Annotated in this window: 23 protein-coding genes; 18 read left to right on the top strand and 5 right to left on the bottom strand. The window is 41.9% G+C overall.

Features of this window, described 5'->3' with window-relative positions:
• Window positions 1–11 precede the first annotated feature (11 nt).
• Window positions 12–1322 carry a Gfo/Idh/MocA family protein gene (locus tag BQ7394_RS13480; protein ID WP_235848833.1) on the top strand — a complete coding sequence of 437 codons (1311 nt, stop codon included), beginning with the start codon at window positions 12–14 and terminating at the stop codon, window positions 1320–1322.
• An 83-nt stretch (window positions 1323–1405) separates the two neighbouring features.
• Here BQ7394_RS13480 and trxA read toward each other — a convergent pair whose 3' ends face one another.
• Window positions 1406–1777, bottom strand: coding sequence for a thioredoxin (gene trxA, locus BQ7394_RS13475; RefSeq protein WP_075557913.1), 372 nt, complete (start codon window positions 1775–1777; stop codon window positions 1406–1408).
• A 195-nt stretch (window positions 1778–1972) separates the two neighbouring features.
• The gene (locus tag BQ7394_RS13470; RefSeq protein WP_075557912.1) at window positions 1973–2632 is read right to left on the bottom strand and encodes a superoxide dismutase; all 660 of its coding nucleotides are present in this window, start codon (window positions 2630–2632) and stop codon (window positions 1973–1975) included.
• Window positions 2633–2926: 294 nt separating this feature from the next.
• Here BQ7394_RS13470 and BQ7394_RS13465 point away from each other — a divergent pair, with 294 nt between their 5' ends.
• From BQ7394_RS13465 to BQ7394_RS26290, 11 genes are all read left to right on the top strand, one after another.
• Window positions 2927–3466: a pyruvoyl-dependent arginine decarboxylase gene (locus tag BQ7394_RS13465; RefSeq protein WP_075557911.1), complete on the top strand. Its 540-nt coding sequence runs from the start codon at window positions 2927–2929 to the stop codon at window positions 3464–3466.
• Between the two features lie 172 nt (window positions 3467–3638).
• Window positions 3639–4115 carry a PaaI family thioesterase gene (locus tag BQ7394_RS13460; protein ID WP_075557910.1) on the top strand — a complete coding sequence of 159 codons (477 nt, stop codon included), beginning with the start codon at window positions 3639–3641 and terminating at the stop codon, window positions 4113–4115.
• A 32-nt stretch (window positions 4116–4147) separates the two neighbouring features.
• Window positions 4148–4984, top strand: coding sequence for a deoxyribonuclease IV (gene nfo, locus BQ7394_RS13455; RefSeq protein WP_075557909.1), 837 nt, complete (start codon window positions 4148–4150; stop codon window positions 4982–4984).
• 59 nt (window positions 4985–5043) lie between these two features.
• On the top strand, window positions 5044–6453 hold the full coding sequence (nhaD, locus tag BQ7394_RS13450; protein WP_075557908.1) for a sodium:proton antiporter NhaD: 1410 nt from the start codon (window positions 5044–5046) through the stop codon (window positions 6451–6453).
• A 10-nt stretch (window positions 6454–6463) separates the two neighbouring features.
• Window positions 6464–8104 carry a dipeptidase gene (locus BQ7394_RS13445; RefSeq protein WP_075560022.1) on the top strand — a complete coding sequence of 547 codons (1641 nt, stop codon included), beginning with the start codon at window positions 6464–6466 and terminating at the stop codon, window positions 8102–8104.
• 39 nt (window positions 8105–8143) lie between these two features.
• The gene (locus BQ7394_RS13440) at window positions 8144–8653 is read left to right on the top strand and encodes an outer membrane beta-barrel protein (RefSeq protein WP_075557907.1); all 510 of its coding nucleotides are present in this window, start codon (window positions 8144–8146) and stop codon (window positions 8651–8653) included.
• 172 nt (window positions 8654–8825) lie between these two features.
• Window positions 8826–9785 (top strand): tyrosine-type recombinase/integrase, encoded by a 960-nt coding sequence (locus BQ7394_RS13435; RefSeq protein WP_075557906.1) that lies wholly within the window; start codon window positions 8826–8828, stop codon window positions 9783–9785.
• Window positions 9786–10416: 631 nt separating this feature from the next.
• Window positions 10417–11601 (top strand): glycosyltransferase family 4 protein, encoded by a 1185-nt coding sequence (locus BQ7394_RS13430; protein ID WP_082211917.1) that lies wholly within the window; start codon window positions 10417–10419, stop codon window positions 11599–11601.
• A complete protein-coding gene (locus tag BQ7394_RS13425; RefSeq protein ID WP_161951799.1) occupies window positions 11561–12634 on the top strand; it encodes a glycosyltransferase family 2 protein in 1074 nt (357 codons plus the stop codon). Before BQ7394_RS13430 ends, BQ7394_RS13425 begins: the two co-directional genes overlap by 41 nt.
• Complete coding sequence (locus BQ7394_RS13420) at window positions 12631–13821, top strand: O-antigen ligase family protein (protein WP_075557903.1); 1191 nt, start codon at window positions 12631–12633, stop codon at window positions 13819–13821. The genes BQ7394_RS13425 and BQ7394_RS13420 overlap by 4 nt, the downstream gene beginning before the upstream one ends.
• A 701-nt stretch (window positions 13822–14522) precedes the next feature.
• Window positions 14523–15536, top strand: coding sequence for an ATP-binding cassette domain-containing protein (locus tag BQ7394_RS26290; RefSeq protein ID WP_235848745.1), 1014 nt, complete (start codon window positions 14523–14525; stop codon window positions 15534–15536).
• 56 nt (window positions 15537–15592) lie between these two features.
• On the opposite strand, the gene BQ7394_RS25810 is transcribed toward BQ7394_RS26290, so the two are convergent.
• From BQ7394_RS25810 to BQ7394_RS13400, 3 genes are read right to left on the bottom strand one after another with little or no spacing between them, the layout of a single operon-like run.
• Window positions 15593–15760, bottom strand: a complete 168-nt coding sequence (locus tag BQ7394_RS25810) for a hypothetical protein (protein ID WP_154674743.1) — start codon at window positions 15758–15760, stop codon at window positions 15593–15595.
• A 50-nt stretch (window positions 15761–15810) separates the two neighbouring features.
• Window positions 15811–16257, bottom strand: coding sequence for a glucosaminidase domain-containing protein (locus tag BQ7394_RS13405; protein WP_075557900.1), 447 nt, complete (start codon window positions 16255–16257; stop codon window positions 15811–15813).
• Window positions 16258–16259: 2 nt separating this feature from the next.
• Window positions 16260–16715, bottom strand: a complete 456-nt coding sequence (locus BQ7394_RS13400; RefSeq protein ID WP_075557899.1) for an HU family DNA-binding protein — start codon at window positions 16713–16715, stop codon at window positions 16260–16262.
• Window positions 16716–16946: 231 nt separating this feature from the next.
• Between BQ7394_RS13400 and BQ7394_RS13395 the strand changes: the two genes are divergently transcribed.
• The 6 genes from BQ7394_RS13395 to BQ7394_RS13370 all read left to right on the top strand — a co-directional run bounded on the left by BQ7394_RS13395 (window position 16947) and on the right by BQ7394_RS13370 (window position 21511).
• Window positions 16947–17189, top strand: coding sequence for a DUF4248 domain-containing protein (locus BQ7394_RS13395; RefSeq protein ID WP_075557898.1), 243 nt, complete (start codon window positions 16947–16949; stop codon window positions 17187–17189).
• 110 nt (window positions 17190–17299) lie between these two features.
• On the top strand, window positions 17300–17629 hold the full coding sequence (locus tag BQ7394_RS13390; RefSeq protein ID WP_082211912.1) for a PD-(D/E)XK nuclease domain-containing protein: 330 nt from the start codon (window positions 17300–17302) through the stop codon (window positions 17627–17629).
• A 432-nt stretch (window positions 17630–18061) separates the two neighbouring features.
• Window positions 18062–18739 carry an acylneuraminate cytidylyltransferase family protein gene (locus BQ7394_RS13385; protein WP_075557897.1) on the top strand — a complete coding sequence of 226 codons (678 nt, stop codon included), beginning with the start codon at window positions 18062–18064 and terminating at the stop codon, window positions 18737–18739.
• A 1-nt stretch (window position 18740) separates the two neighbouring features.
• The gene (locus BQ7394_RS13380) at window positions 18741–19730 is read left to right on the top strand and encodes a glycosyltransferase family 52 (RefSeq protein ID WP_075557896.1); all 990 of its coding nucleotides are present in this window, start codon (window positions 18741–18743) and stop codon (window positions 19728–19730) included.
• A gap of 16 nt (window positions 19731–19746) precedes the next feature.
• Window positions 19747–20901 carry an OmpA family protein gene (locus tag BQ7394_RS13375; protein WP_075557895.1) on the top strand — a complete coding sequence of 385 codons (1155 nt, stop codon included), beginning with the start codon at window positions 19747–19749 and terminating at the stop codon, window positions 20899–20901.
• Between the two features lie 205 nt (window positions 20902–21106).
• Entirely contained in the window at window positions 21107–21511 is a 405-nt protein-coding gene (locus BQ7394_RS13370) for a hypothetical protein (protein WP_235848744.1), read from the top strand.
• Window positions 21512–21756 lie beyond the last annotated feature (245 nt).

Raw genomic sequence — 21756 nt, 5'->3', positions numbered from 1 at the left:
CTCCGGCTGCAGTGGGAGTTTTCCCGCTTCGGGGCGAAGATCCCAGCCCGCCCGCCAGGGGGAAGTCGGTACTCGGACTCCGTTGTAAACCGTTAAGCACTGTCCGTATCGGCGTAGTGGGCCTTGGACGTGGTGCCGGAGCCGTAAAACGTTTGGCACAGATAGAAGGCACCGAGATCGTTGCTATCTGCGATCTGAACCCGAACCGGGTTGCCAACAGCCAGAAAACACTGAAAAACAGTAACCGCAAAGAAGCCGTAGCTTATACGGGTGAAGAAGACTGGAAAAAGATGTGCGAACGCGACGATATCGACCTGGTTTATAACGCAACTCCCTGGGAACTGCATGTTCCAATCGCCCTCTATGCGATGGATCACGGCAAACATGTCGCTATCGAAGTTCCTGCTGCCCTTACCGTAAAAGACTGTTGGGCCTTGGTCGACAAAGCCGAAGAAACCCAATTACATTGCATGATGCTTGAAAACTGCTGTTATGATTTCTTTGAACTGGCAACCTTGAATATGGCCCGCCAGGGTCTATTGGGTGATGTTATCCACGGAGAAGGAGCTTATATACATGACCTGAGAGGTGAAAAGTTCAAAGGCTATTACAAACACTGGCGGCTTGAATACAGTAAATACCACACCGGAAATCCATATCCGACTCATGGTTTAGGCCCTGTTGCTCAAATAATGGGAATTAACCAGGGAGACCGGATGGACTATCTCTCTTCCGTTTCCACCAATCAGTTCGGTCTCTCGCTCTGGGCAAAGAATAACCTGGAAAACGACGAACGCATTACCCATTCGGAACGTTATATGCTGGGCGATATGAATACAACAATCATTCATACCGTAAACGGTAAGTCCATCATGATTCAGCACGATACCACTTCTCCGCGTCCTTATTCTCGTATCCATCTGATACAGGGAACGAAAGGTATGGCCGTAAAATACCCTGATCAGAAAGTTGCTGTGCAACCCGACACGCATTCATTCCTGAAAGAGGGTAACCATAAAGAGGTGATGGCTCAATACGAACACCCGCTAAGTAAATACATCGGCGAACGGGCAAAAAAGGTCGGCGGTCATGGCGGTATGGACTTTATCATGGACTGGCGCCTGATCTATTGCCTGCAGAACGGCTATCCGCTCGACCAGAGTGTCTACGATGCGGCCGCCTGGTCATGTATCGTTGAATTGAGCGAACGCTCCGTCCTTAATAAGAGTTGTTCGGTAGCTATACCTGACTTTACACGTGGTGCATGGCGCGACTATAAACCCTGGCCGGTGATCGATATGCAGGGGGTACTGCACGGATAATAATACCCGGAAATAAAAAACTCCCGATAGCCGCCCCGTTTACCGGGTTTGCGCTATCAGGAGTTTATTCAAATTGCGTATAATTACTTTTCTTCTTTCTTCAAAAGCACTTCATCAATAGCCTTTTTGAAATCAGCCTTGCTCATGGCACCTCTTGCCATCTGCGGCTGTTCGCCCATCGGACAGAACAGGAGGGAAGGTATGCTCCGGATACCGAATGCGGCGGCCAATTCTTCTTCCTTCTCCGTATCTACCTTGTAGATATCGATTTGTCCGGCATATTCGTCGGCCAGTTCTTCCAGGATAGGAGCGATTGTTTTGCATGGACCACACCAGGTTGCGAAGAAGTCTACGATACAAGGTTTGTCACCTTCGTATACCCATTTGTCGGGACTCGCTTCGTAGTTGGCTACTTTACTTAAGAATTCCTGTTTTGTTAACTCGTTAATTTTCATGATTATAACTCCTTGTTGTTTTCGTTATTATTGTGCTTCTAATTACATAACAAAGTTACAACCTTTTATTCCTGTAACAATTGGCTGTTTTTCCTTAATAATTGACATTATTTCCTTTGCCGCAACGAATAAAAAAGCCGTTCGGAGAAATATACTCCGGACGGCCTTATCTAGTTTAAACTACACTACTATTAATTAATACCTTTTGCCAACGGCATCCCAATCGATGATCTTCCATAAGGCAGTCAGGTGATCGGGACGGCGGTTCTGGTAATCCAGATAGTAAGCATGTTCCCATACGTCGAATCCCAGAATCGGAGTCAGACCCTTGGCAACAGGGTTGCTACCGTTAGCTTCTTTGGTAATTGAAAGTTTGCCGTCTTTATCTTTTGCCAGCCAAACCCATCCTGAACCGAACAAACCGGCGCCTGCCGTGTTGAATTCTTTCTGGAAGTTTTCAAACGAACCCCAGGTCTTGTCGATAGCTTCTGCTAACTTGCCTGACGGTTTGCCGCCTCCTTTGGGTGAGAACTGTGTGAAATATAAATTATGATTAAGGATCTGTCCTGCATTGTTAAAAATGGCACCGTCCGATTCTGCTACGATCTGTTCCAACGGAGCGTTTTCAAACTTGGTTCCCGGGATCAGGTTATTCAAGTTGTTTACATAAGCCTGAAGGTGTTTTCCGTGATGGAACTCAATAGTTGCTTTACTTATAACCGGTTCCAGCGCATTGGCTGCATAGGGTAATTGAATTAATTCGAATTTCATAATTTCTTCTTTTTTATTTGTTGTTTGACTATGATTACTGTTATTTGTGACCAATAATAATAAACTAAGACATAATGTAAGCATGACCAATATGTTTTATGTTGTTTCTATTAATCTAACATTAACAGTTCAAGATTTGTTCACCCCGGGAGGCCTCATTTGTTATAACTTTTTTCGATCAATCGATAGACGCGATTTATAAGGCTTGGCTTTTGTTCCCAAATGTGCTATTTATCAGCCTGTTTTAGTTGCAGATGTAATAAAAAGGGAAATAATATGTAAAAAGTTGGTTTTTTATCATTTGTAAAGAAAATAATCCCAAAGAAGTTCCTATTTTTGTGCCCGCAATATTATTAATTAAGTAAAACATATTTGTAGATGGTAAAGAAAGTTGGGAATTTAATTCCAAACACCTTTTTTATTACAAAGGGTAGTGGCGACTCGGATCTGGAAAAACATGCAGGTTCTTATCACATGGCCCTTTATGATGCTGGTATTTCAGACTTTAACATTATGACGTATTCGTCTGTTATCCCCGCCACTGCACATCTTGCTACCATGGATGAGATTGACCTTCCTCCATTTGGTACGGAACTGAAGACCATTATGGCCGTGTCTCACGGGTATCAGGATGAGTTTGTATCTGCCGGTGTGGTTTACGCCTGGATGTACAAGGACGAAAACTTCGATGAGAAGGTTGGCGGACTGGTATGCGAGGTTAGCGGCCGTTATCGTATTGAAGAGTTGGAGTCACGTCTGATTCGTGTAATCAACGATCTTCACCAGAAAACTTACGGTAAGTATTATCTGGGTGAACTTAACTTTATAACTGAAGGTATTACCATCGAAAAGAGATACGGTACAGCTTTGGCTGCCCTGTGTTTCGTGGATTTTTTGATGCCTGAAATAGAAGAATAAAGATAATAGATACCTGATTATTCGTATGAAAAACAGAGGTAAGGCTTCGTCTTTATCTCTGTTTTTTTTACTCCATCCCCGAAAACTCGCTGTAAGTTTGTTATATTTGTAACGAACTTATGCTATAAAATTTTCTTTATTTAAGAAACAATCCGTTTAAAGCTGTTGTTGTATGAAAAAGATTATTAATCCCTGGGAGGGACTGGAAGGTTATATGTGTTTCGGGTGTGCACCCGAAAATCCTCAGGGCCTTCACATGGAATTTTATGAAGATGGGGATGATGTAGTAGCTTTCTGGGAACCGGAAAGTCATTATCAGGGCTGGTTGAATACATTGCACGGGGGAATCCAGACGACACTTATGGATGAACTGGCCGGTTGGGTAGTATTAAGGAAATTACAAACGTCGGGAGTGACTTCCCGCCTGGATGCACGTTTCTTGAAAAGCATCTCGACCCGGGAACCACGCTTAATGGTGCGCGGGCGCATCAAAGAGCGAAAACGGAATGCCATTTTTATTGAGACAGAAATATATAATTCGCAAAACGAACTTTGTTCGCGTGCCGACATCGTATATTTTATTGTTACTCAGGAACAGGCAACGGAACAGTTCCATTTTGCCGGATGCAAGACCGAAGATGAAAAATAGTAGATAAAAAAACAAAGCAAAAAGAAAAACAGATGAAATATATAGGAGCTCATGTAAGTGCGTCGGGTGGGATAGAGAATGCACCGTTGAACGCCCAGGCTATCGGGGCAAAGGCTTTTGCCCTTTTTACACGAAACCAACGTCAGTGGAAATCTTCTCCGTTGACAAAGAAAAGTATCTCTCTTTTTAAAGAACGTTGTAAGGAGTTTGGCTATGAAGCGAAACACATTCTTCCTCACGACAGTTACCTGATCAATCTGGGACATCCCGAACCCGAAGGATTGCAGAAATCGCGCGAAGCCTTTCTGGATGAGATGCAGCGTTGTGAACAACTGGAATTAGACCGCCTGAACTTCCATCCGGGGAGTCACCTGAACCAGCTGTCTGTCGACGATTGCCTGGCACGTATTGCTGAATCTATCAACTGGACATTGGAACAGACTACCGGAGTGTGTGCCGTCATAGAGAATACGGCCGGTCAGGGCACCAATCTGGGATATACATTCGAACAGATAGCAGCTATTATCGATAAAGTGGAAGATAAGTCGCGTGTAGGTGTCTGTATCGATACCGCCCATACGCTGGCTGCCGGATACGATATCAAGACCGAGCAGGGATTTACCGAGACTTTCCGCCATTTCGACGAGGTGATCGGTTTTTCCTATCTGCGTGGAATGCATATCAACGACTCGAAGAAAGACCTGGCCACACGTGTAGACAGGCACGACAGTATAGGAAAAGGAGTGATGGGACTGACAACTTTCACTATGTTGATGCAGGACCCTCGTTTCGACGATATACCACTGATCCTGGAAACTCCCGACGAATCGATCTGGGCCGAGGAAATCAGTTATTTATACACTTTATAATATAATAAGGGAAAGAGGCACTTTTGTAAGCCTCCTCTTTTCCACAATACATTACAGTTATGTTTATATTAATGCCAATTATTTTTGTTGCAGGCATCCTGGCAATTGCGCTCGAAGATAAGATTAAAATCAACAAAGCCGCAACCGCCCTCTTTATGGCAATTTCTTTATGGATGATCCTGATGTTTGACGCCTATAACATCTTCGTTGAACGCTCTAACCCTTTATTCGCCGAATTTTTAACACAAAACCCGGAAATGGCAAACCTGCCGGCCAAAGACCAGTTTATTAATTTCATAACAAACCGCTCTATCGTCTATCATCTGGGTAATGTGGCGGAAACCTTATTCTTTGTAATGTGTTCCATGCTGATTGTCGATATTGTCGACAAACATGGTGGTTTCAGAGCTGTTACGGGATATATCCGGACAGCCAACAAACGGAAACTGTTGTGGTATATCAGTTTCGCAACCTTCTTTTTCTCCGCCTTATTGGATAACCTGGCTGCAGCCATCGTGATTATGGCAGTGCTCCGAAAGTTGGTTCCCGACCGGACCGACCGTTTAAAATATGCCTGTATGGTAATTATTGCAGCCAATGCCGGCGGATCATGGTCGCCGATCGGTGATGTCACTACCATTCTTCTATGGGTAGGTAAAAATATAACTGCGATGCACCAGATATCGCATGTATTCCTTTCTGCACTGGTCAATATGCTGGTTCCGCTTACGATCGCTCATTTCTGGCTCTTTAAGAAAGACGCTCAGTTGCGTGTGATGAGCGAAGAAGAAATGGCGGACGAATTTGTTCCGGAAATATCCAACCGGGCTCGTCGTACTATTTTTGTGATCGGCGTGCTTTCTTTAGCATTGGTCCCGGTCTTCCAGATGCTGACCAATTTGCCTCCCTTCCTGGGGGTATTACTGGGACTGGTTATCCTGTGGTTCTACACCGATCTGATGTATAGCCGTTTGCACGTGCATGAATCGGAAAAGTTACGTATTTCCCGCTTATTACCCAATATAGACTTAGCCACCATCTTTTTCTTCCTGGGTATCCTGATGGCCGTAGGGGCATTGGAAACATCCGGACAGTTGGGGCTGATGTCCGCTTATCTCGACAAACATGTGCACGATCCGTATCTGATCAGTTTTGTTATCGGTGTACTGTCGTCTTGTGTGGATAACGTTGCTTTGGTTGCTGCCACTATGGGTATGTACCCTGTGGTACAGCAGACAGCCGATCTGGCTCCTTACGCCCAGTATTTTGTAGCCGACGGTGGTTTCTGGACTTTCCTTGCCTACTGTGCCGTAACAGGCGGTAGTATCTTGATTATCGGTTCGGCAACCGGTGTAACGGTGATGGGTTTGGAGAAGATCGATTTCATGTACTATACAAAGCGATTTTCAATTCTGGCATTGATTGGTTATATTTGCGGTGCGGCAGTATATATGCTATTATTCGCTTAAACTTATTTATATGAAAAAGAATTGGATTATCGCGGCAGCCTGCGCCCTCTTGCTTTCCGGAATGGATGCAATGGCATGTACAGGTTTGCTGGTTGGAAAGAAAGCATCGGTCGACGGATCGGTCATGATCAGTTATGCAGCAGACTCGCATACGTTATATGGCGAGCTCTACCGTTGGCCGGCAGCAACCTGGCCGAAAGGGGCTATGCTGGAGGTAAGGGAATGGGATACAAATAAACCGCTGGGACAGATCCCGCAGGTGGAACAGACTTATTCGGTGGTAGGAAACATGAACGAATATCAGGTCGCTATCACGGAAAGTACGTTCGGCGGACGTCCGGAGTTGGTGGATACTACGGGTATCATGGACTACGGAAGCCTGATCTATATCGCTTTGCAACGTTCCAAATCGGCACGCGAAGCAATCAAGGTAATGACCGACCTGGTGAAGGAACATGGCTATTACAGCAGTGGCGAAACATTCTCTATCGCCGATAAGAATGAAGCCTGGGTAATGGAACTGATTGGAAAGGGAACAGGCAATAAAGGAGCGGTATGGGTGGCAATCCGTGTACCGGACGATTGCATCTCGGCACATGCCAACCAGTCGCGTATCCAGCAGATCCCCTTCGATGACAAGGAGAACTGTATGTATTCGCCCGACGTTGTTTCTTTCGCCCGTGAGAAGGGCTATTTCAGTGGAAAAGATAAGGACTTCAGCTTCCAGAAAGCCTATTGCCCTTACGATTTCAGTGGATTGAGAGGATGTGAAGCCCGCGTATGGTCTTTCTTCCGTAAATATGATAACACAATGGATAAGTATACCGATCTGATCAAAGGGGACACCTCTAAGGAGCCGATGCCATTGTATGTGAAGCCTAACCGTCTCTTGTCCGTACAGGATGTTCAGAACGGCATGCGTGACCATTATGAAGGAACAGATCTGGATATGACAAACGATGCCGGTGCCGGTTCCTATAAAGTACCGTATCGCTGGCGTCCGATGACGTTTAAGGTAGATGGTGAAGAATACACCAACGAACGTGCCATTGCAACGCAGCAGACCGGTTTTGTAATCGTTCCGCAGATGCGTAACTGGTTGCCGGATGCAGTTGGTGGAATCCTTTGGTTCGGTGTGGACGATGCCGATATGGCTGTATTCACCCCGCTATATTGTTCGATCACGGAATCCCCCGAATGCTATCGGGTAGGTAACGGGGACATCATGAATTTCTCCTGGACTTCTGCATTCTGGATTCATAACTGGGTAGCCAATCAGGCTTATTCGAAATACAGCTTTATGATCAAGGATATCCGTCCGGTTCAGCAGGAGTTGGAGAATAGTTATAAAGAAGCAATTCCGGCTATCGATAAGGCTGCATCCGAATTGTATGCTAAGAATCCGGCAGAGGCTGTAAAGTTCCTTACCTGGTTTAGTACCACGACAGCCGATCAAGCTACTGCCCGCTGGAAGAAGCTCGGTGAATACCTGTTAGTAAAATATATGGACGGAAACGTTAAGAAAGAAGAAAACGGGCAGTTCAAACAAAACGGTTACGGCTTGTCTGAATACCCTGATTTCCCTGGCTACGATGAAGATTACTATCGCAGTATCGTAAAAAGTGCCGGTGACAGACTTAAAGTAAAATAATTATATTTGCGAATAATGTTGAACTAAATTATTGAGAGTATGAAAAAATTAATTGTTATGTGTATGCTGGCAATTATCAGCATGAGTGCATTTGCACAAACTCAGCAAGGACAATCGTCATTCGGTTTCAATCTTGGTTACGGGTTTAATGATAATGGCAATGCACTGTTGGGAGTTGATTATCGTTATAATTTTACTGATGAAGTTCGTTTTGCTCCTTCGTTGACTTATTTTGTGAAGGATAATGGTTTGAGTGCCTGGGCTATCGATATGAACGTTCATTATGTATTCAAACTGAGTGAAATGTTCGGCTTCTATCCGTTGGCTGGTCTTGATCTTTCATTCTGGAAAGCAACTGGAAAGTACAATCTTGAAGGATTAGGAACAATAAAGGCTAGCCAGAACTTTACTCGCTTCGGAGCAAACGTCGGTTTGGGAGGTGAAGTATATGCAACTGACCAGATAACGGTAGGATTAGAATTTAAGTATAATATTATTAAGACATTCGACCAGCCCATCCTGGCTGTGCGCGTCGGATATAATTTCTGATAAACAGATTACTTTATAAATAAAATGGCCTCCCGGTTGAACTTGTTTCAACCGGGAGGCTTTTTATTATATGGGCTGTGTGATAAATGCTCCTGTTTTTCTCAAAACCACTGATTCGCAACAACATTTCTCTTACATTTGTTATTTATAATCCAATTCAAAAATGATACTTATGGTAACACAGCAAGAGAAAGCAAAAAAAACGCACATTTGTGGAAATGTGTTGAGTTATATGGATTGTCTTGAAAAAGAGAAATATGACTCAGGAAAGAAAGGAACAGCGGGTTTGTATAAAGCTACCCGTCGTCAGTTGGAACAGTTTTTGGGGAAGCGCAAGTTTAATCTGAAACGGGTGAACAGCCATCTCGTACAAGACTTTGTTACCCATTTGCAGTCTTTGTCGCTAAGTCAGAATTCGATTAGTAACTACACGAGTATCTTTCGTGCAGCTTATAATGCGGCAGCTTCGGATAATCTGATTACTCCGGGTGAGAACCCGTTTCGAAAGGTTTATCTTCGTCCTATCCAAACCTACAAACGTTCGGTCGGTTTAAATGTGATCAAAGAGATAACACATTTGGATTTGAAAGGCAGTAAACGGCTGGACTTTGCACGAGACTTGTTTTTATTTAGTTTTATGGCCTGCGGGATGGCTTTTGTCGATCTGGCCCATCTGACCCGTATCAATATTCATGGGAATGTACTGGTTTATTATCGTGTCAAGACAAAAACGGAGATCCGTGTGACGATCACGCCGGGTATGCGCCGTTTGCTTGACAAATATGCCGATATAAACTCAGATCTGCTGTTTCCTGTCCTAAAGTCGGTAGAGGCTTCTTACGAGAGTTATAAAGTGGCTTTGCGTACCTATAACCGTCGTTTGGGAGCTATCGGTAACAAGTTATCTACCCCGGTAAAACTGACCTCTTATGTAGCCCGCCATTCGTGGGCGATGTGTGCGAAAGAGAAATCTGCATCCGTAACAATAATAGGGCAGGCCCTGGGGCATACATCCGAGAAAACGACTCGTTTTTATTTAAGTAACCTGGATCAATCGCTAATCGATCGTGTTAATATGAAAATCATTGGGTGTGTAGAAAAGTGGATAATAGGGGATAAATTTAGAAATTGACGCTTATTTATGGAATAAGGGTCATAGCCTTAAAATTAGTGGTGAAAAATCATTTATAAATCTACCCTATACCACAAAAGGCTTGAAAATCTAAGACAGGGCAAAAGTAAAAAAATTAAATCGATAAAACTTTAGTCAGGAGGCTTTTTTGTGTCTTAAAAAAGAATAAAATTATAACAAGTCTGTTTATTTTGACGGAAAAGTAACACTGAAACAGCTAAAAATGAATAGATTGTAAAAATCAAAGTCTGTCGCTAAAAATCTCTTAACTGATCTTAGCGAAACAACAAAATAATCAAAAGCTCTCCTTTTGACGTTTATTTGATGAATTCGGGTTGTTTGAAATATTATTTTACTAAATAAATACTACTATATCGTTCTTTCTACTTCTCTCATCCTCGTCCACTCTGAAATGAGTAATTCAGGAATTGCATTTTACTTTCAATCGGAAAATAGTGAGCAACTATCCTCTTTTAGTTTTTAAAACACTGTTGTATGTGATTGATATATAGTGATTTGTACTCAATGACCCTTATTCCATAAATAAGGGTCAAACAGAAACACACTAGTATGTCATCCATATAAATGGGACTGACGAACATTGTTATGCAAAGAACAAAATCCAGAAAAGATGTCAACTTATTCAATGCCAATCACTTTTCTTTCTGTTTACGCAGAAGCGACAAAAGCTGAAATTATCATTTCTCTTTGTTTCTTCTTATCGTTTTTGTTTTCAGCTTTTGTACTTCCGCGTATAATCATCATCTCTAAGCGAAAAGCCCTGTATGATGATCCGGATGCCCGGAAAAGTCATGTAGTGGCTGTTCCCCGTTTGGGTGGTCTGGTATTTATTCCTTCCACTCTGATCTCGTTATCTTTCTCTACAGCTATCCGCTTTTTACTTAATTTTCCGTTTAACGATAAATTGACCGGTTATACATTGCTGGAATTGTTATTGTTAGCAGCCGGTAGCTTGTTTTTGTATTTTGTCGGAGTAAAAGATGATTTGATAGGAGTACGTTATCGTAAGAAATTTATAGCCCAGTTTCTGGTAGCCTCTTTGTTTCCCATGTCGGGATTATATATAAATAATCTGTATGGAATGTTCGGAATATATGAGGTTCCTGCTATGATCGGTGTTCCGTTTACTATCGTCATGATTGTATTTATAACGAATGCAGTTAATTTGATAGATGGGATTGATGGTTTAGCTTCCGGAGGTGCTTTGGTATGCTTTGTTACGTTCGGTACGCTCTATATCTTGAGGGAAGAGTGGATTTATTCGATGCTGGCTTTTGCTGTTGTGGGTTGTCTGTTACCCTTTATGTATTATAACATATTCGGATCGGTAGAACGTGGTACGAAGCTTTTTATGGGCGACTCCGGCTCTTTGTCGCTGGGCTATCTATTGTCTTTTTTTGCTGTTAAATATGCGATGTTTGTCCCTAATGAAGGGATGGATGTTCGTTGTGCAATTATCCCGTTGTCTCTTCTTTTTGTACCTGTTTTCGATGCATTGCGTGTGATGATAGTTCGCGTTTATCATAAACATCCGGTATTTCTGGCCGATCGTGCTCATATCCACCATAAGTGTCTGGCAGCAGGTTTCAGCCATTTGCAGTCGACAGTCATGTTGATTAGTTATACGGTCGTAACCTTGTTTGTCAATTTGGGGTTGGGAGAACTGGTTGATTTGAATATAATCTTGATAATAAATATCCTGCTCACCGTTTTGATGAATCATTTACTGGATGTCAGGATCAAACATAATGAAGATGCAAAAGCCATTAGTTTCAGTAATAGTACCGGTTTATAATGCAGAGGAATACTTTCCTGCTTGCCTGGATAGTATAATCAACCAGGATCTAAAGGAGATCGAAGTAATTGTGGTCGACGACGGTTCAACGGACAGTAGCGGAAAGATTGCCGATCGATATGCCGAAAGAGATCCCCGTATCCGGGTTATCCATCAAGAAAATGCACATTTAAGTACTTCCCGTAATAACGGAATGCAACTGGCTACGGGAGAATATATAGCTTTTATAGATGCAGACGACTGGATAGAACCCGATATGTTTCTGTCGATGTTTAAAGTCGCTAAACGAGAAAATTCGGATGTTGTAGTTTGTAGTGTAGCAATTGAATATACGAAAGATGACTGTACATATCTTGAAAAGGTAAGTCAGGAATATACAGAACGGGATCCAATGAATTTTTATTCTCTTTTTGTTGAACTTTCGCAATTGCATTTGTTTAATTATTCTTGCAATAAGATATATAGGAAACAACTTCTAAGAGACCGGATGTTGACCTTTCAGGTAGAAGCTCCTTTTGAAGATATAGCTTTTAATCTGGAAGTATTGAAAGAAGTCAAGGCTGTTAGCATATTACCGGGTATCTATTATCATTATATGCGTAGAGATGTGCCAACTATAATTTCTTCTTACCGGCCCAAATTTCTGGAGGCACACAAACAGAAAGAAGCAGTATTTCAATCGTTTTTTAGTCAGTTCCGAGTAGATAAAAAGATTTCAGACGATTATTTACAAAAAATGAAAGTCCGTGATTACCGGGTTTTCTTATATACTTTATACCGGCCCGGCGCAAAGTTGTCAAGAAAAGAGCGTTTATGTATTATACAAACATACTATTTCTCATCATCAATGTTAAAGAAGATAGTAAAAGAAACTCCACCGGAAGATATTCACCAGAAACTCTTTCGTGAGTTACTGCTCCATACATCTCCGTGGATAATGGATTATTGTTGTTTATTGTTATTATATCTCAGATATCATCTGGAGTTTCTTTATAGAAGATACCGGATGATGGGAATGCATTCGCAAAAATGAAGACAGGAACGATTGATAGTTTATCCCGTATTCTGTTGTTTAATATCCTTCTGCTGTCTTTTACGAAGGTAAGCCCTGATTTACCGGCAATACCAGACCCTGTTTATTACGCAAGTTTCGTCGCGGCTTTGTTTTGGATGGTTTTTAGGGGAGGATTGGCGTTTACTTATACTTGGTTACCTTTCTTGATTTCCATATTATTTTCAGTTTGGGTAAATGATATACCTGCTTATTTTCAAGTTGGATTTAGAGTAATCGGATTTATGGCTGTCACTTTGGTTGTAGGTCCTTTTCTTGTTAATCCCATATTAGTAGTATGGAGACGTTTATTATTTGTGCATAGTCTGACTTTTATTCGTTGGATTGTGATTTTAACATTTCAGGCCTGGATAATTCGTCCGGAACTTGTGCAAGGTAGGAGTGGGTTTGAAGGATTTACCAATCAATCCATGTTACTGGGGACATTAAGTGGAATATCTTTCATTTATAGTTTGTATCGCTTTTATTTGTCGTCTAAATTGTTAAGCAAGTATCTTGAAGTCGGAATTGCCATCGTTTCGTTGTTGATTCTGATATTGGCGGGTTCCCGTTCTGCTTTAGGAAGTACGATGTGTGCCACAGCTTTCTTTTATAGTCGGATATATCGTCATCATGTGATGAGGTTAGGAAAGATTTGTTTTACAGTGTTATGTGTTACATTATTAACTTCTAGTTTCTGGTGGATTCATACAGAAAGATTACGCTCAAAAATGGAGATTGGAGAGAAAGGTGGGAGTGTGACGATGTCAAGAGATGGATTGTGGAATAAAAGGATGGATGAATTTAAAGCATATCCATTTTTTGGAGTTGGTTTTGCAACAATGAATAAGGAGGCTGTAAGTAGAAGTTCAAAATCAGGTAGTGGAACGATAGAGCCAGGAAGTAGCTGGCTATTTTTATTATCGTCAATGGGGTTGATGGGTTTTTTGTCATTTTCGATTCTTTTTTTTCGTAGTCTCTATTTCTTGTTTATAAAAGAATCGGTAGGAATAAATGGATATTTTATAGGCTCTCTTTTATTTTTGTTTTTGTTCCACATGATTTTTGAAGGATATGTAATAGCTTCCGGAGCTTATCTTTGTTTTTTCCTGTGGTTGTTATTATCAGAGTGTGGTAAAGTAGTAAATATAAATAATAGATTAATATGATTCGATTGATACCTGATGAGATAATACGGTTTTTTAAATTGTTACCACGTCTGTATAAGCAACGTTTGTGGGGGGTAGTTTTATCCGTTTTTATCATGGCTGTTGTTGACTTGGTGGGAATCGGTGTTCTCTTGCCTATATTACTGTTGGTATTGAATGAAAAAGTGGTATTGGAGAATAAATATCTGGCTTTATTTTATCATTGGGTCGGATTTGATAGTATCCGTTCCTTTGTCTTTTTCATCTGTTTTTCAATTTTGATTTTTACAATTATGCGTGTTTGTTTATCTGTTTGGTTACAGTATAAGCAGAATCAGCGACTATTTTCTTTGTCCTCTTATTTGTCTATTCGTCTGTATAGTTGTTATTATTCCAAAGGATATTTGTTTATAAAACAGAATAATAGCCATAAATTGATTAACCAGATCAATAGTATAGCCGAAAATTTGATTAAGGGGTATTTTGTTCCGTTTTCATCATTAGCTTGTGAGATTTTTGTTTCAGTGTCGATATTTGCTGGATTAATCGCATTTAATGTGTATGTCTTTTTCTTGGTTATATTGACATTTGTTCCCATAACGTTAATCTATTATCGTTATTCCCGTTCCCGGATAAAGGCTTATGGAGAAAAACTGTACTTATTAATACCTCAAAGGGGCAAGTTATTGCAACAAACTTTTATTGGCTTTACGGATATGGAAATGAATAACACTTTTCCGGAAAGTATCCGACGCTTTTCTAATCTATTGACAGAGCAGAATCGTTTTTTTGTTCGTCAGTTGATACTAAGCAATTCGTTACAAAGAGTATTGGAAATAGCTATTGTCTGCTCGGTGATCGTTTTGATTATAGCCACGCAATTGTTTGAGCTTCCCTCATTAGGATTGATCGTCGGTATATTTGCTATTGCTGTTTACCGGGTATTGCCAAGCATTATAAAGGGTACAGGATATCTGTTTCTTATGAGAGGAAATTCATTCGTCTTCAAAGCTCTAGATGATCTGGAATTGGAAGAGGTGTCTCATGAAATGATTGACCAGCATCCGATCGCATTCGACCATTCGATCTCTATTCGTGATCTTAGTTTCTCATACGATAAGGTGAAGCCGGTATTTGAATATTATTCCCTGGAGATTCATAAAGGTGACTTTATCGGTTTTCGTGGTGAATCGGGGTGTGGTAAATCGACCTTGTTTCATCTGATACTGGGATTTCTGAAGCCGGATTCGGGTGGTATTTATATCGACGGGGTTAATTTGTCGGCTGACAAGCTGGCCTCCTGGAGAAGCCGGATAGGATATGTCTCACAACAACTGTTTATGGTAGAAGGTACCTTATTGGATAATATCGTAATGGGTGATGTCGATAAACAACCGGATATGGAACGGATCGCCCTGGTCTTGCGTTTGGCCTCACTGGAACGTTTTGTGTCGACTTTGCCCAAGGGAGTCCTTACTCCGGTAGGTGAAGGAGGCAGCCTTCTGTCGGGAGGTCAGCGTCAACGGTTAGGCATAGCTCGTGCCTTATATAAGAAAGCTGAAATCCTGATGTTCGACGAGGCTACCTCTTCACTGGATGAAAACTCGGAGCATACCATCAATGAGTCCATACTACGTTTATCGGAGGAATGTCCGGGATTGACCTTGCTGGTCATATCCCACCGTCCGGAGTCGTTGGCAATATGCCGTAAAATTATAGATATTTGTAATTTATGATCCTAGCAATTTCAGCAAATACCCTCCCGTTGCACAAAGGATCAGTGCACCACCCATTATTTTTTCGGGTGACGGGAAGGTTTCCCTGATATCGAGAGAATCGCTCCGATAGCCGCCAGGGCCACTTCGGTGTTGCGGTTGTTCACTGCCAGCATGGCCAGGATCGTCAACCAGAGGTCGATCAGGTATATGTTTCCTTTTACCCCGAAAAAATAATTGGGCAATCGTTGTCAGGAAACGAAGGATAGCTTCAAGATATTTCATGATAATAATTTTATTTGATATATTGGCTGATTTTGATCAGCATCTGCCGGTAAGCTTCGCGGTTGTCGCTGTTTGCCTCACTGATGTAACGGCTGTAAGCGACCTCTTTGGCATAGGCTTCAGGATAATAGCTGAGCGAGGCAGCTGTCGGATAAACCGTGCGGATCAACCTTGCAAAATCGAAGAAACTTTGTTCAACCGATTCATAGATACGAAATTGGAGGTGGGAAATCCCTCCGTCTTCCGTTTTGAGTGTTTTCGCCCCTTTCCAGTAGAGGGTGGGTTGCCCGTAACCGGTAAGGCCGAAATAATTGTTGTACACTGTGCAGAGGACGCTTTCACCCCAGCCGCTTTCGATGGCTGCTTGTGCGAGGATTATCTGCGGATTCAGTTTGAAATGTTCCCCGGCAGCTTTTGCCGCCGGGAGGAACTTTTTAAAAAATGCTTGCTTTTCCATATTTATTCAATAACAGGACGATCGTCTTCACCGCTACCGCCTTCGCTGCCGGCATCCGGGTCTTTGATCGGTTTCAATTCTTCGAACTTGGCATTTCGCTTGATATCGGCCAGCATAGTGCCCGAAACGTATACGATGCGTGCATCGTTGAAGAGAGAGGTGTCGAAATCCTTTTTAACGGGGACTCCTTTGCTTCCCGCCACCATGCGGAAATTACCCAGGCGGCCCATGCAAATAATATCGCCTTCTTCAAGACGTTCCTGCATGACCGAGAGTAGACCTTCGATCACCAACATGACATCACCTATAAATGCGGTGCTTCGCATAGCGATCATGCTGCATAACTTTTCGAAGCTGATTTTTTTCAAAGCGCGAACCTGTGCATAATACAGTTCGGAACCTGCGGCAGCGTCTTTACGCATGTCGGGACGTTTTACCAGATGGAAATTCAGTGCCATAACGTTGATAATTAATAATGAATAATTGGTTGGTTATCGATAACAATACGAAGGTACGACAGTCGGGGAGAGGCATTTCCTGTTAATTCCAGTTCTGTCCGGTTATCGACGGATAAGTATCGATAAGTCCGGATATTGTTTTGTATTCATTGAAATGTAAGTCGTAAATGCTTGTGATATTGCAGAATATTTTGTACATTTAATGCATAAATCAAATAAAAATAATGCATTATGAATAAGGATACAGAACAGGCGGAAACACATGTACCGGTACGAAGCTATGGAGTTACTGAACTAGGTTTGTTATATAATCCGACCTTGCAGCCCGACTCGGCAGCCAAAGCGATCAAACGTTGGATCGCATTCAACGAAGGTCTGACAACGGCCCTTAAGGAAGCCGGCTGGCGTAAGGGGCAGCGCAAGTTCACTCCGTTACAAACCAGGCAGATATTTCGTTTTCTGGGCGAACCTTGAGAATTGAAAATTGAGAGTTGAAAATTGAAGTTCGCTTTTGGGGAAATTAGTTATCTTTGTATAATTCTTATCAGAAGGAATGGATTTGAATTGAATAAATAAAGTAGAATATGGCAAAGAAAATACCTTACGGATTGACGGATTACTTCATTATTTGGCCGGAATTTGAAGCCGGACGAGGTTTTTCGGATCTATATCAGATGCCCAACCTTGCGAATTATCCGGATATGCAATATTCTTATCTGATCGAATTGAAATACCTGAAGCATGACGATCACACGATGAATGTTGAAAAGCTGTTGGAAGAAGCGAAAAGCCAGTTGCTTCGCTATGTTTCCGATGAAAAAGTTATCAGCAGCACAAGCCATACTCGTTTACGTCTGTTGGCAGTCGTCTATAAAGGCTGGCAACCGGTAGCGATGCGTGAATTTGAAAACTAAGAATTAGAAGAAGGTGAGCTATAAATTTATAGCGTCGGGAGTAACCTTTCCCCTCTCAAAGAGGGGAAACAGTTGCCATCTGTCACTATTATCAATACAAACAAATAGCTCAAATATGCCAATAATTAAACCGGTCACATTTGATAATACCGGAACCAACCGAACCCATAACTGACAATATCAACAAAACAATCCGAATAAATCCAGAAGAAAAGAACTATCTGTTTGTGGTTCCGTGTATAAACATGGAGGCTGAACTTCTGTTTGGATAAGTCTGACTTGAATACATTTAATCTAACATAAATAAATACACCAAAATGAATCTTTGGTTGAAAAATACGATAAAGCGACAATTTTAATTCGCAATAATCATATCGACTAATTTAACAAGGGTAAATGGTTTCATTTTATCCGATCTAATCTTTTTATCCGATGAAGTATGTAATGTTAATCCCGGCGCGTGGAGGATCTAAGCGTTTTCCGGGAAAGAATATCTATCCTTTGGCCGGAAAGCCCTTATTGGCGCACTCTATCGAATATAGCCGGCGAGTACTACCCGATACGGAGGTGTATGTGTCGACCGATAGCGAAGAGATTGCCGCTGTGGCCCGCAAATATGGGGCAGTAGTGATAAAGCGTCCGGTGGAATTGTCGGGGGATCTGTGTTCCAGCGATGTCGTGTTGCAGCATGCTGCAACAGAACTCCTTTCGGAGGGAAAGGAGTTTGATTACATGATCCATATACAAGCCACCAATCCGCTTCGTCCGGAGGGTATGATGGAAGAAGCCTTGCGGATAATCGAATTGGAAAAATGCGACAGTCTGTTCGCTGTCACTCCCCAGGTTCGTAAACTGGGACATTTGGCGGAAGGACGATTTATTCCCTGGAACTTCACGTTTGGCCAGCGCAGCCAGGATATGGAGACGCTTTATTTCGAAAACGGCCTTTTGTATATCAGCCACCGCGACCTGATATTGAACGGACGTATCCGGGGAGATTCCCTGTATTCGCTGATTGTCGATCATCCGTTCGGCTTTTTGGATATTGACACACGGGAAGATTTTGAGTTGGTAGAATATTATTTTGAGAAATATAAAAGCCACCGATAAAATGAAGTTATTTAAAAGATATAAAGCGATTGCTTATTTGCCTAATCTCTATTCGCTGTTACAATACCTGCTACTGGAGCCTTATAAAAAAGAGGATACATTGTTTTTTATACACGATGAATTTCCTGTACCGGTTGCTATCCGTATGAAGAATGCTGTGTTTTTATTAAATATATCCTATACAGATCGGATTATTTCTTTTTTAAGGATTCATTATTCTGTTTTTATAAACCGGTATATACCTGTCTTTCTGGGTGGAGATCTTATATATACTAATAAGTTTTTATCCTGTTTTACAAATATATTTTATATGGAAGACGGAACCCTCTCTTATAAGTGCGAAGCCACTGTTACACAGCTTGTTTACAGGAAACGTAAACCGATGATAAGTAGGCTTTTGTATGGTGATCTGCATCCCTGGCTAGGACTGTCCGGAAATGTGCAAAAAATTTATCTTACCGGTATTTTGCCGATACCGGAAATTATAGCTGATAAGGTCGAAATTATAGACCTGAAACAGTTGTGGCATCAAAAGGATAGAAAGAGCCAGGAAGAAATAAAGCAGTTGTTTCTTCCGGCCGACTTTGATTTCAGCAAAATGGCAGGCTATGACATTTTTTTATTGACGCAACCTTTTACAGAATTCTCATCGGGGAATTTTTCGGAACAACAAAAGATTGAAATGTACCGCAAATTGCTATCGGGTTATGATGAGTCGAAAGTCATCATTAAACCCCATCCGGCAGAAAGAACAGACTATCAATATTATTTTCCGACAGCAATGATTCTTGATCTTTGCTGTCCTTTCGAATTGTTGTTTCTCATGGGATGTGATATAAAAAAAGCCATATCGGTAGACTCGACAGCTATATTCAATCTGGATGACTCGGTTGAAAAAGTTATTAGCGGATATGATGTAACTCCGGCCCTGGCTGCCGAGGCTAAGAGGAGAGGTATATATACAACTAATAATTTGTGTAACCAAACATAAAATAGATAATTAAATCATGCGAAAAAGAATTTTAGAAGGAATAGCCGGCATCAGCTTATTGGCAGTTCTACCAGCTTGTAGCAGCCGGAAACAATCCACATTCAGCGATGTCTATGCAACTGCAAACAGAGTACAAACAGAGGTGGAAACGGTTGTGGTACCAACTTCGGAGCAGCCGGCCCGAAGCGTTCTGATTCCACAATGGCAGGTAGATGCCCAGTCGGTCTACAATCGGATGCTCACCTACATCACTCCCGAAGAAGAACTGGCTCTGAAAATCGTGGAAGAGAAGCTGGCTGCCTATATCGATTTTCCGGCCAATAGCGTTCAGGTCAACCCTAAATACGGGAATAACCGTGCCGAGTTGGCAAAGCTCGAAGAGCGATTAAAATCATTACTTCGTTCCGGTAATGGGGATGTAAAGAAAATCCGTGTGATCGGTTATGCTTCGCCGGATGGCAGTACGAAAGAGAACGAGCGTCTGGCCGGTAACCGGGCTATCCAGTTTAAAAACTATCTGCAGAAGCAATTCAAATTCTCGGATCCGGCGCTGATTACCATCGATTGGGTGGGCGAAGACTGGGATGGTTTGCAACGGTTGATCGTTGAATCCGGCAAGCCATACGGTAGCCGTGTGCAGGCAATCCTTCAGTTGACTAACGATCCGGATAGCCGCCGCAAACAGCTCAAAGCGATAGATAAGGGGACGGTGTATAAAGATATCGAAAAAACATTCTTCTCACGTTTGCGCCGTATGGAGCTGATGGTAGAAATGGAAATTGCTGTGGAAGCTATTGTGGATAACCACCGCTTGGTTGAACAGGTATATACTGAGCCTGAAAAGTTGTCGTTGCCGGAACTGCTCAGAGTTGCTTCTCTCTATCGTCCAGGTACGGAACAATACCGTGAAGTGTACGAGATAGCCGCTTATACTTATCCTTCATCTGTTGTCGCCCAGCTGAATGCCGCTGCCGCATCCCTGGCGTTGGGCGATAAAGAGTCGGCCCGTTATTTTTTGAGTCGGGTGGAAAACGACCCACGTGCTTATAATAATCTCGGAGTATTGGCTTTGATGGATGGCGACAAGGAATCTGCTACTGCTTATTTCCGAAAATATATGCCGCAAAATCCTCGTTTAGCACGCGAGAATTTGCGTGTTTTGAATGAATAAAAGGGTCTATAAAATAAGGGTGTTTTGAAATGTTAAGACCAGACTTTTAAATACAAAATAAGGGACTTTTAAAATCAAAAGTCAGGTGTTTTTTTTAGGAAATAAGCAACTCATTCCCGGCCTTAAATTAAATTGAAATGAATAAAAAAATTTATCAAGGCTTGCGGGAGGAGACCCGTTATCTTTTCCGACATTTAAAGAGAATTTGCAAAAACAATCCGATCCGGTAAAAACCGTGTTGGAGACAGCCGCTTTTTTGCGTGAGTCGGAAGAGGTCGACAATAAACAATGGTGTAAATTCTCCGGTCGTTTTTTTCTCGAGTATCGTGATACGATTATGCAATATTACGGGTACGAAAGTCAGATATTTAATCTGCCGCTCCGGGATGTACATTATCCGCGTTTTTTTATCGCTCTAATGTCGGTATTGTTGAAATTGGGAATTATCGGGTGCAACCCGACCGAATTGACAAATACCTTGTATGGTGCATTCCGCTTTTCTCAGGAACGTTCGACGGTTCGTAAATGGTTTTATGAGATCCCTCCTGAATATGAGGACGTCTTAACAAAGTTTAAGTGCTTGTTTAGTACACTAAAATTCAAGAAATAAAAAAATAATCCGCTGGGAATGAGTGTGCTTTACTCTTTTTTACTTGTTTTTTCGTGTACTCCGTCGAATGGCCTGGCGTATGTAAATTTACTGCTGTCGGGTAAATGGACGTGAGAGTTCGGAATTAAATTTTTGATCGGGCCCCTTTGTATTAATTATAAATAATATTTATTCTATATTAAAGAGGCTGTACAAACCGCTGTCGAAGTAATGTTTTGTAACCTTGATCTGAAACTTGATAATCA

Origin of the sequence: Parabacteroides timonensis (genome assembly GCF_900128505.1) — a bacterium.
In the GTDB taxonomy this organism is placed as follows: Bacteria; Bacteroidota; Bacteroidia; order Bacteroidales; family Tannerellaceae; genus Parabacteroides; species Parabacteroides timonensis.
The sequence above is the reverse complement of the archived record's forward strand: the minus strand, read 5'-3'. Positions and strand labels throughout refer to the sequence as shown.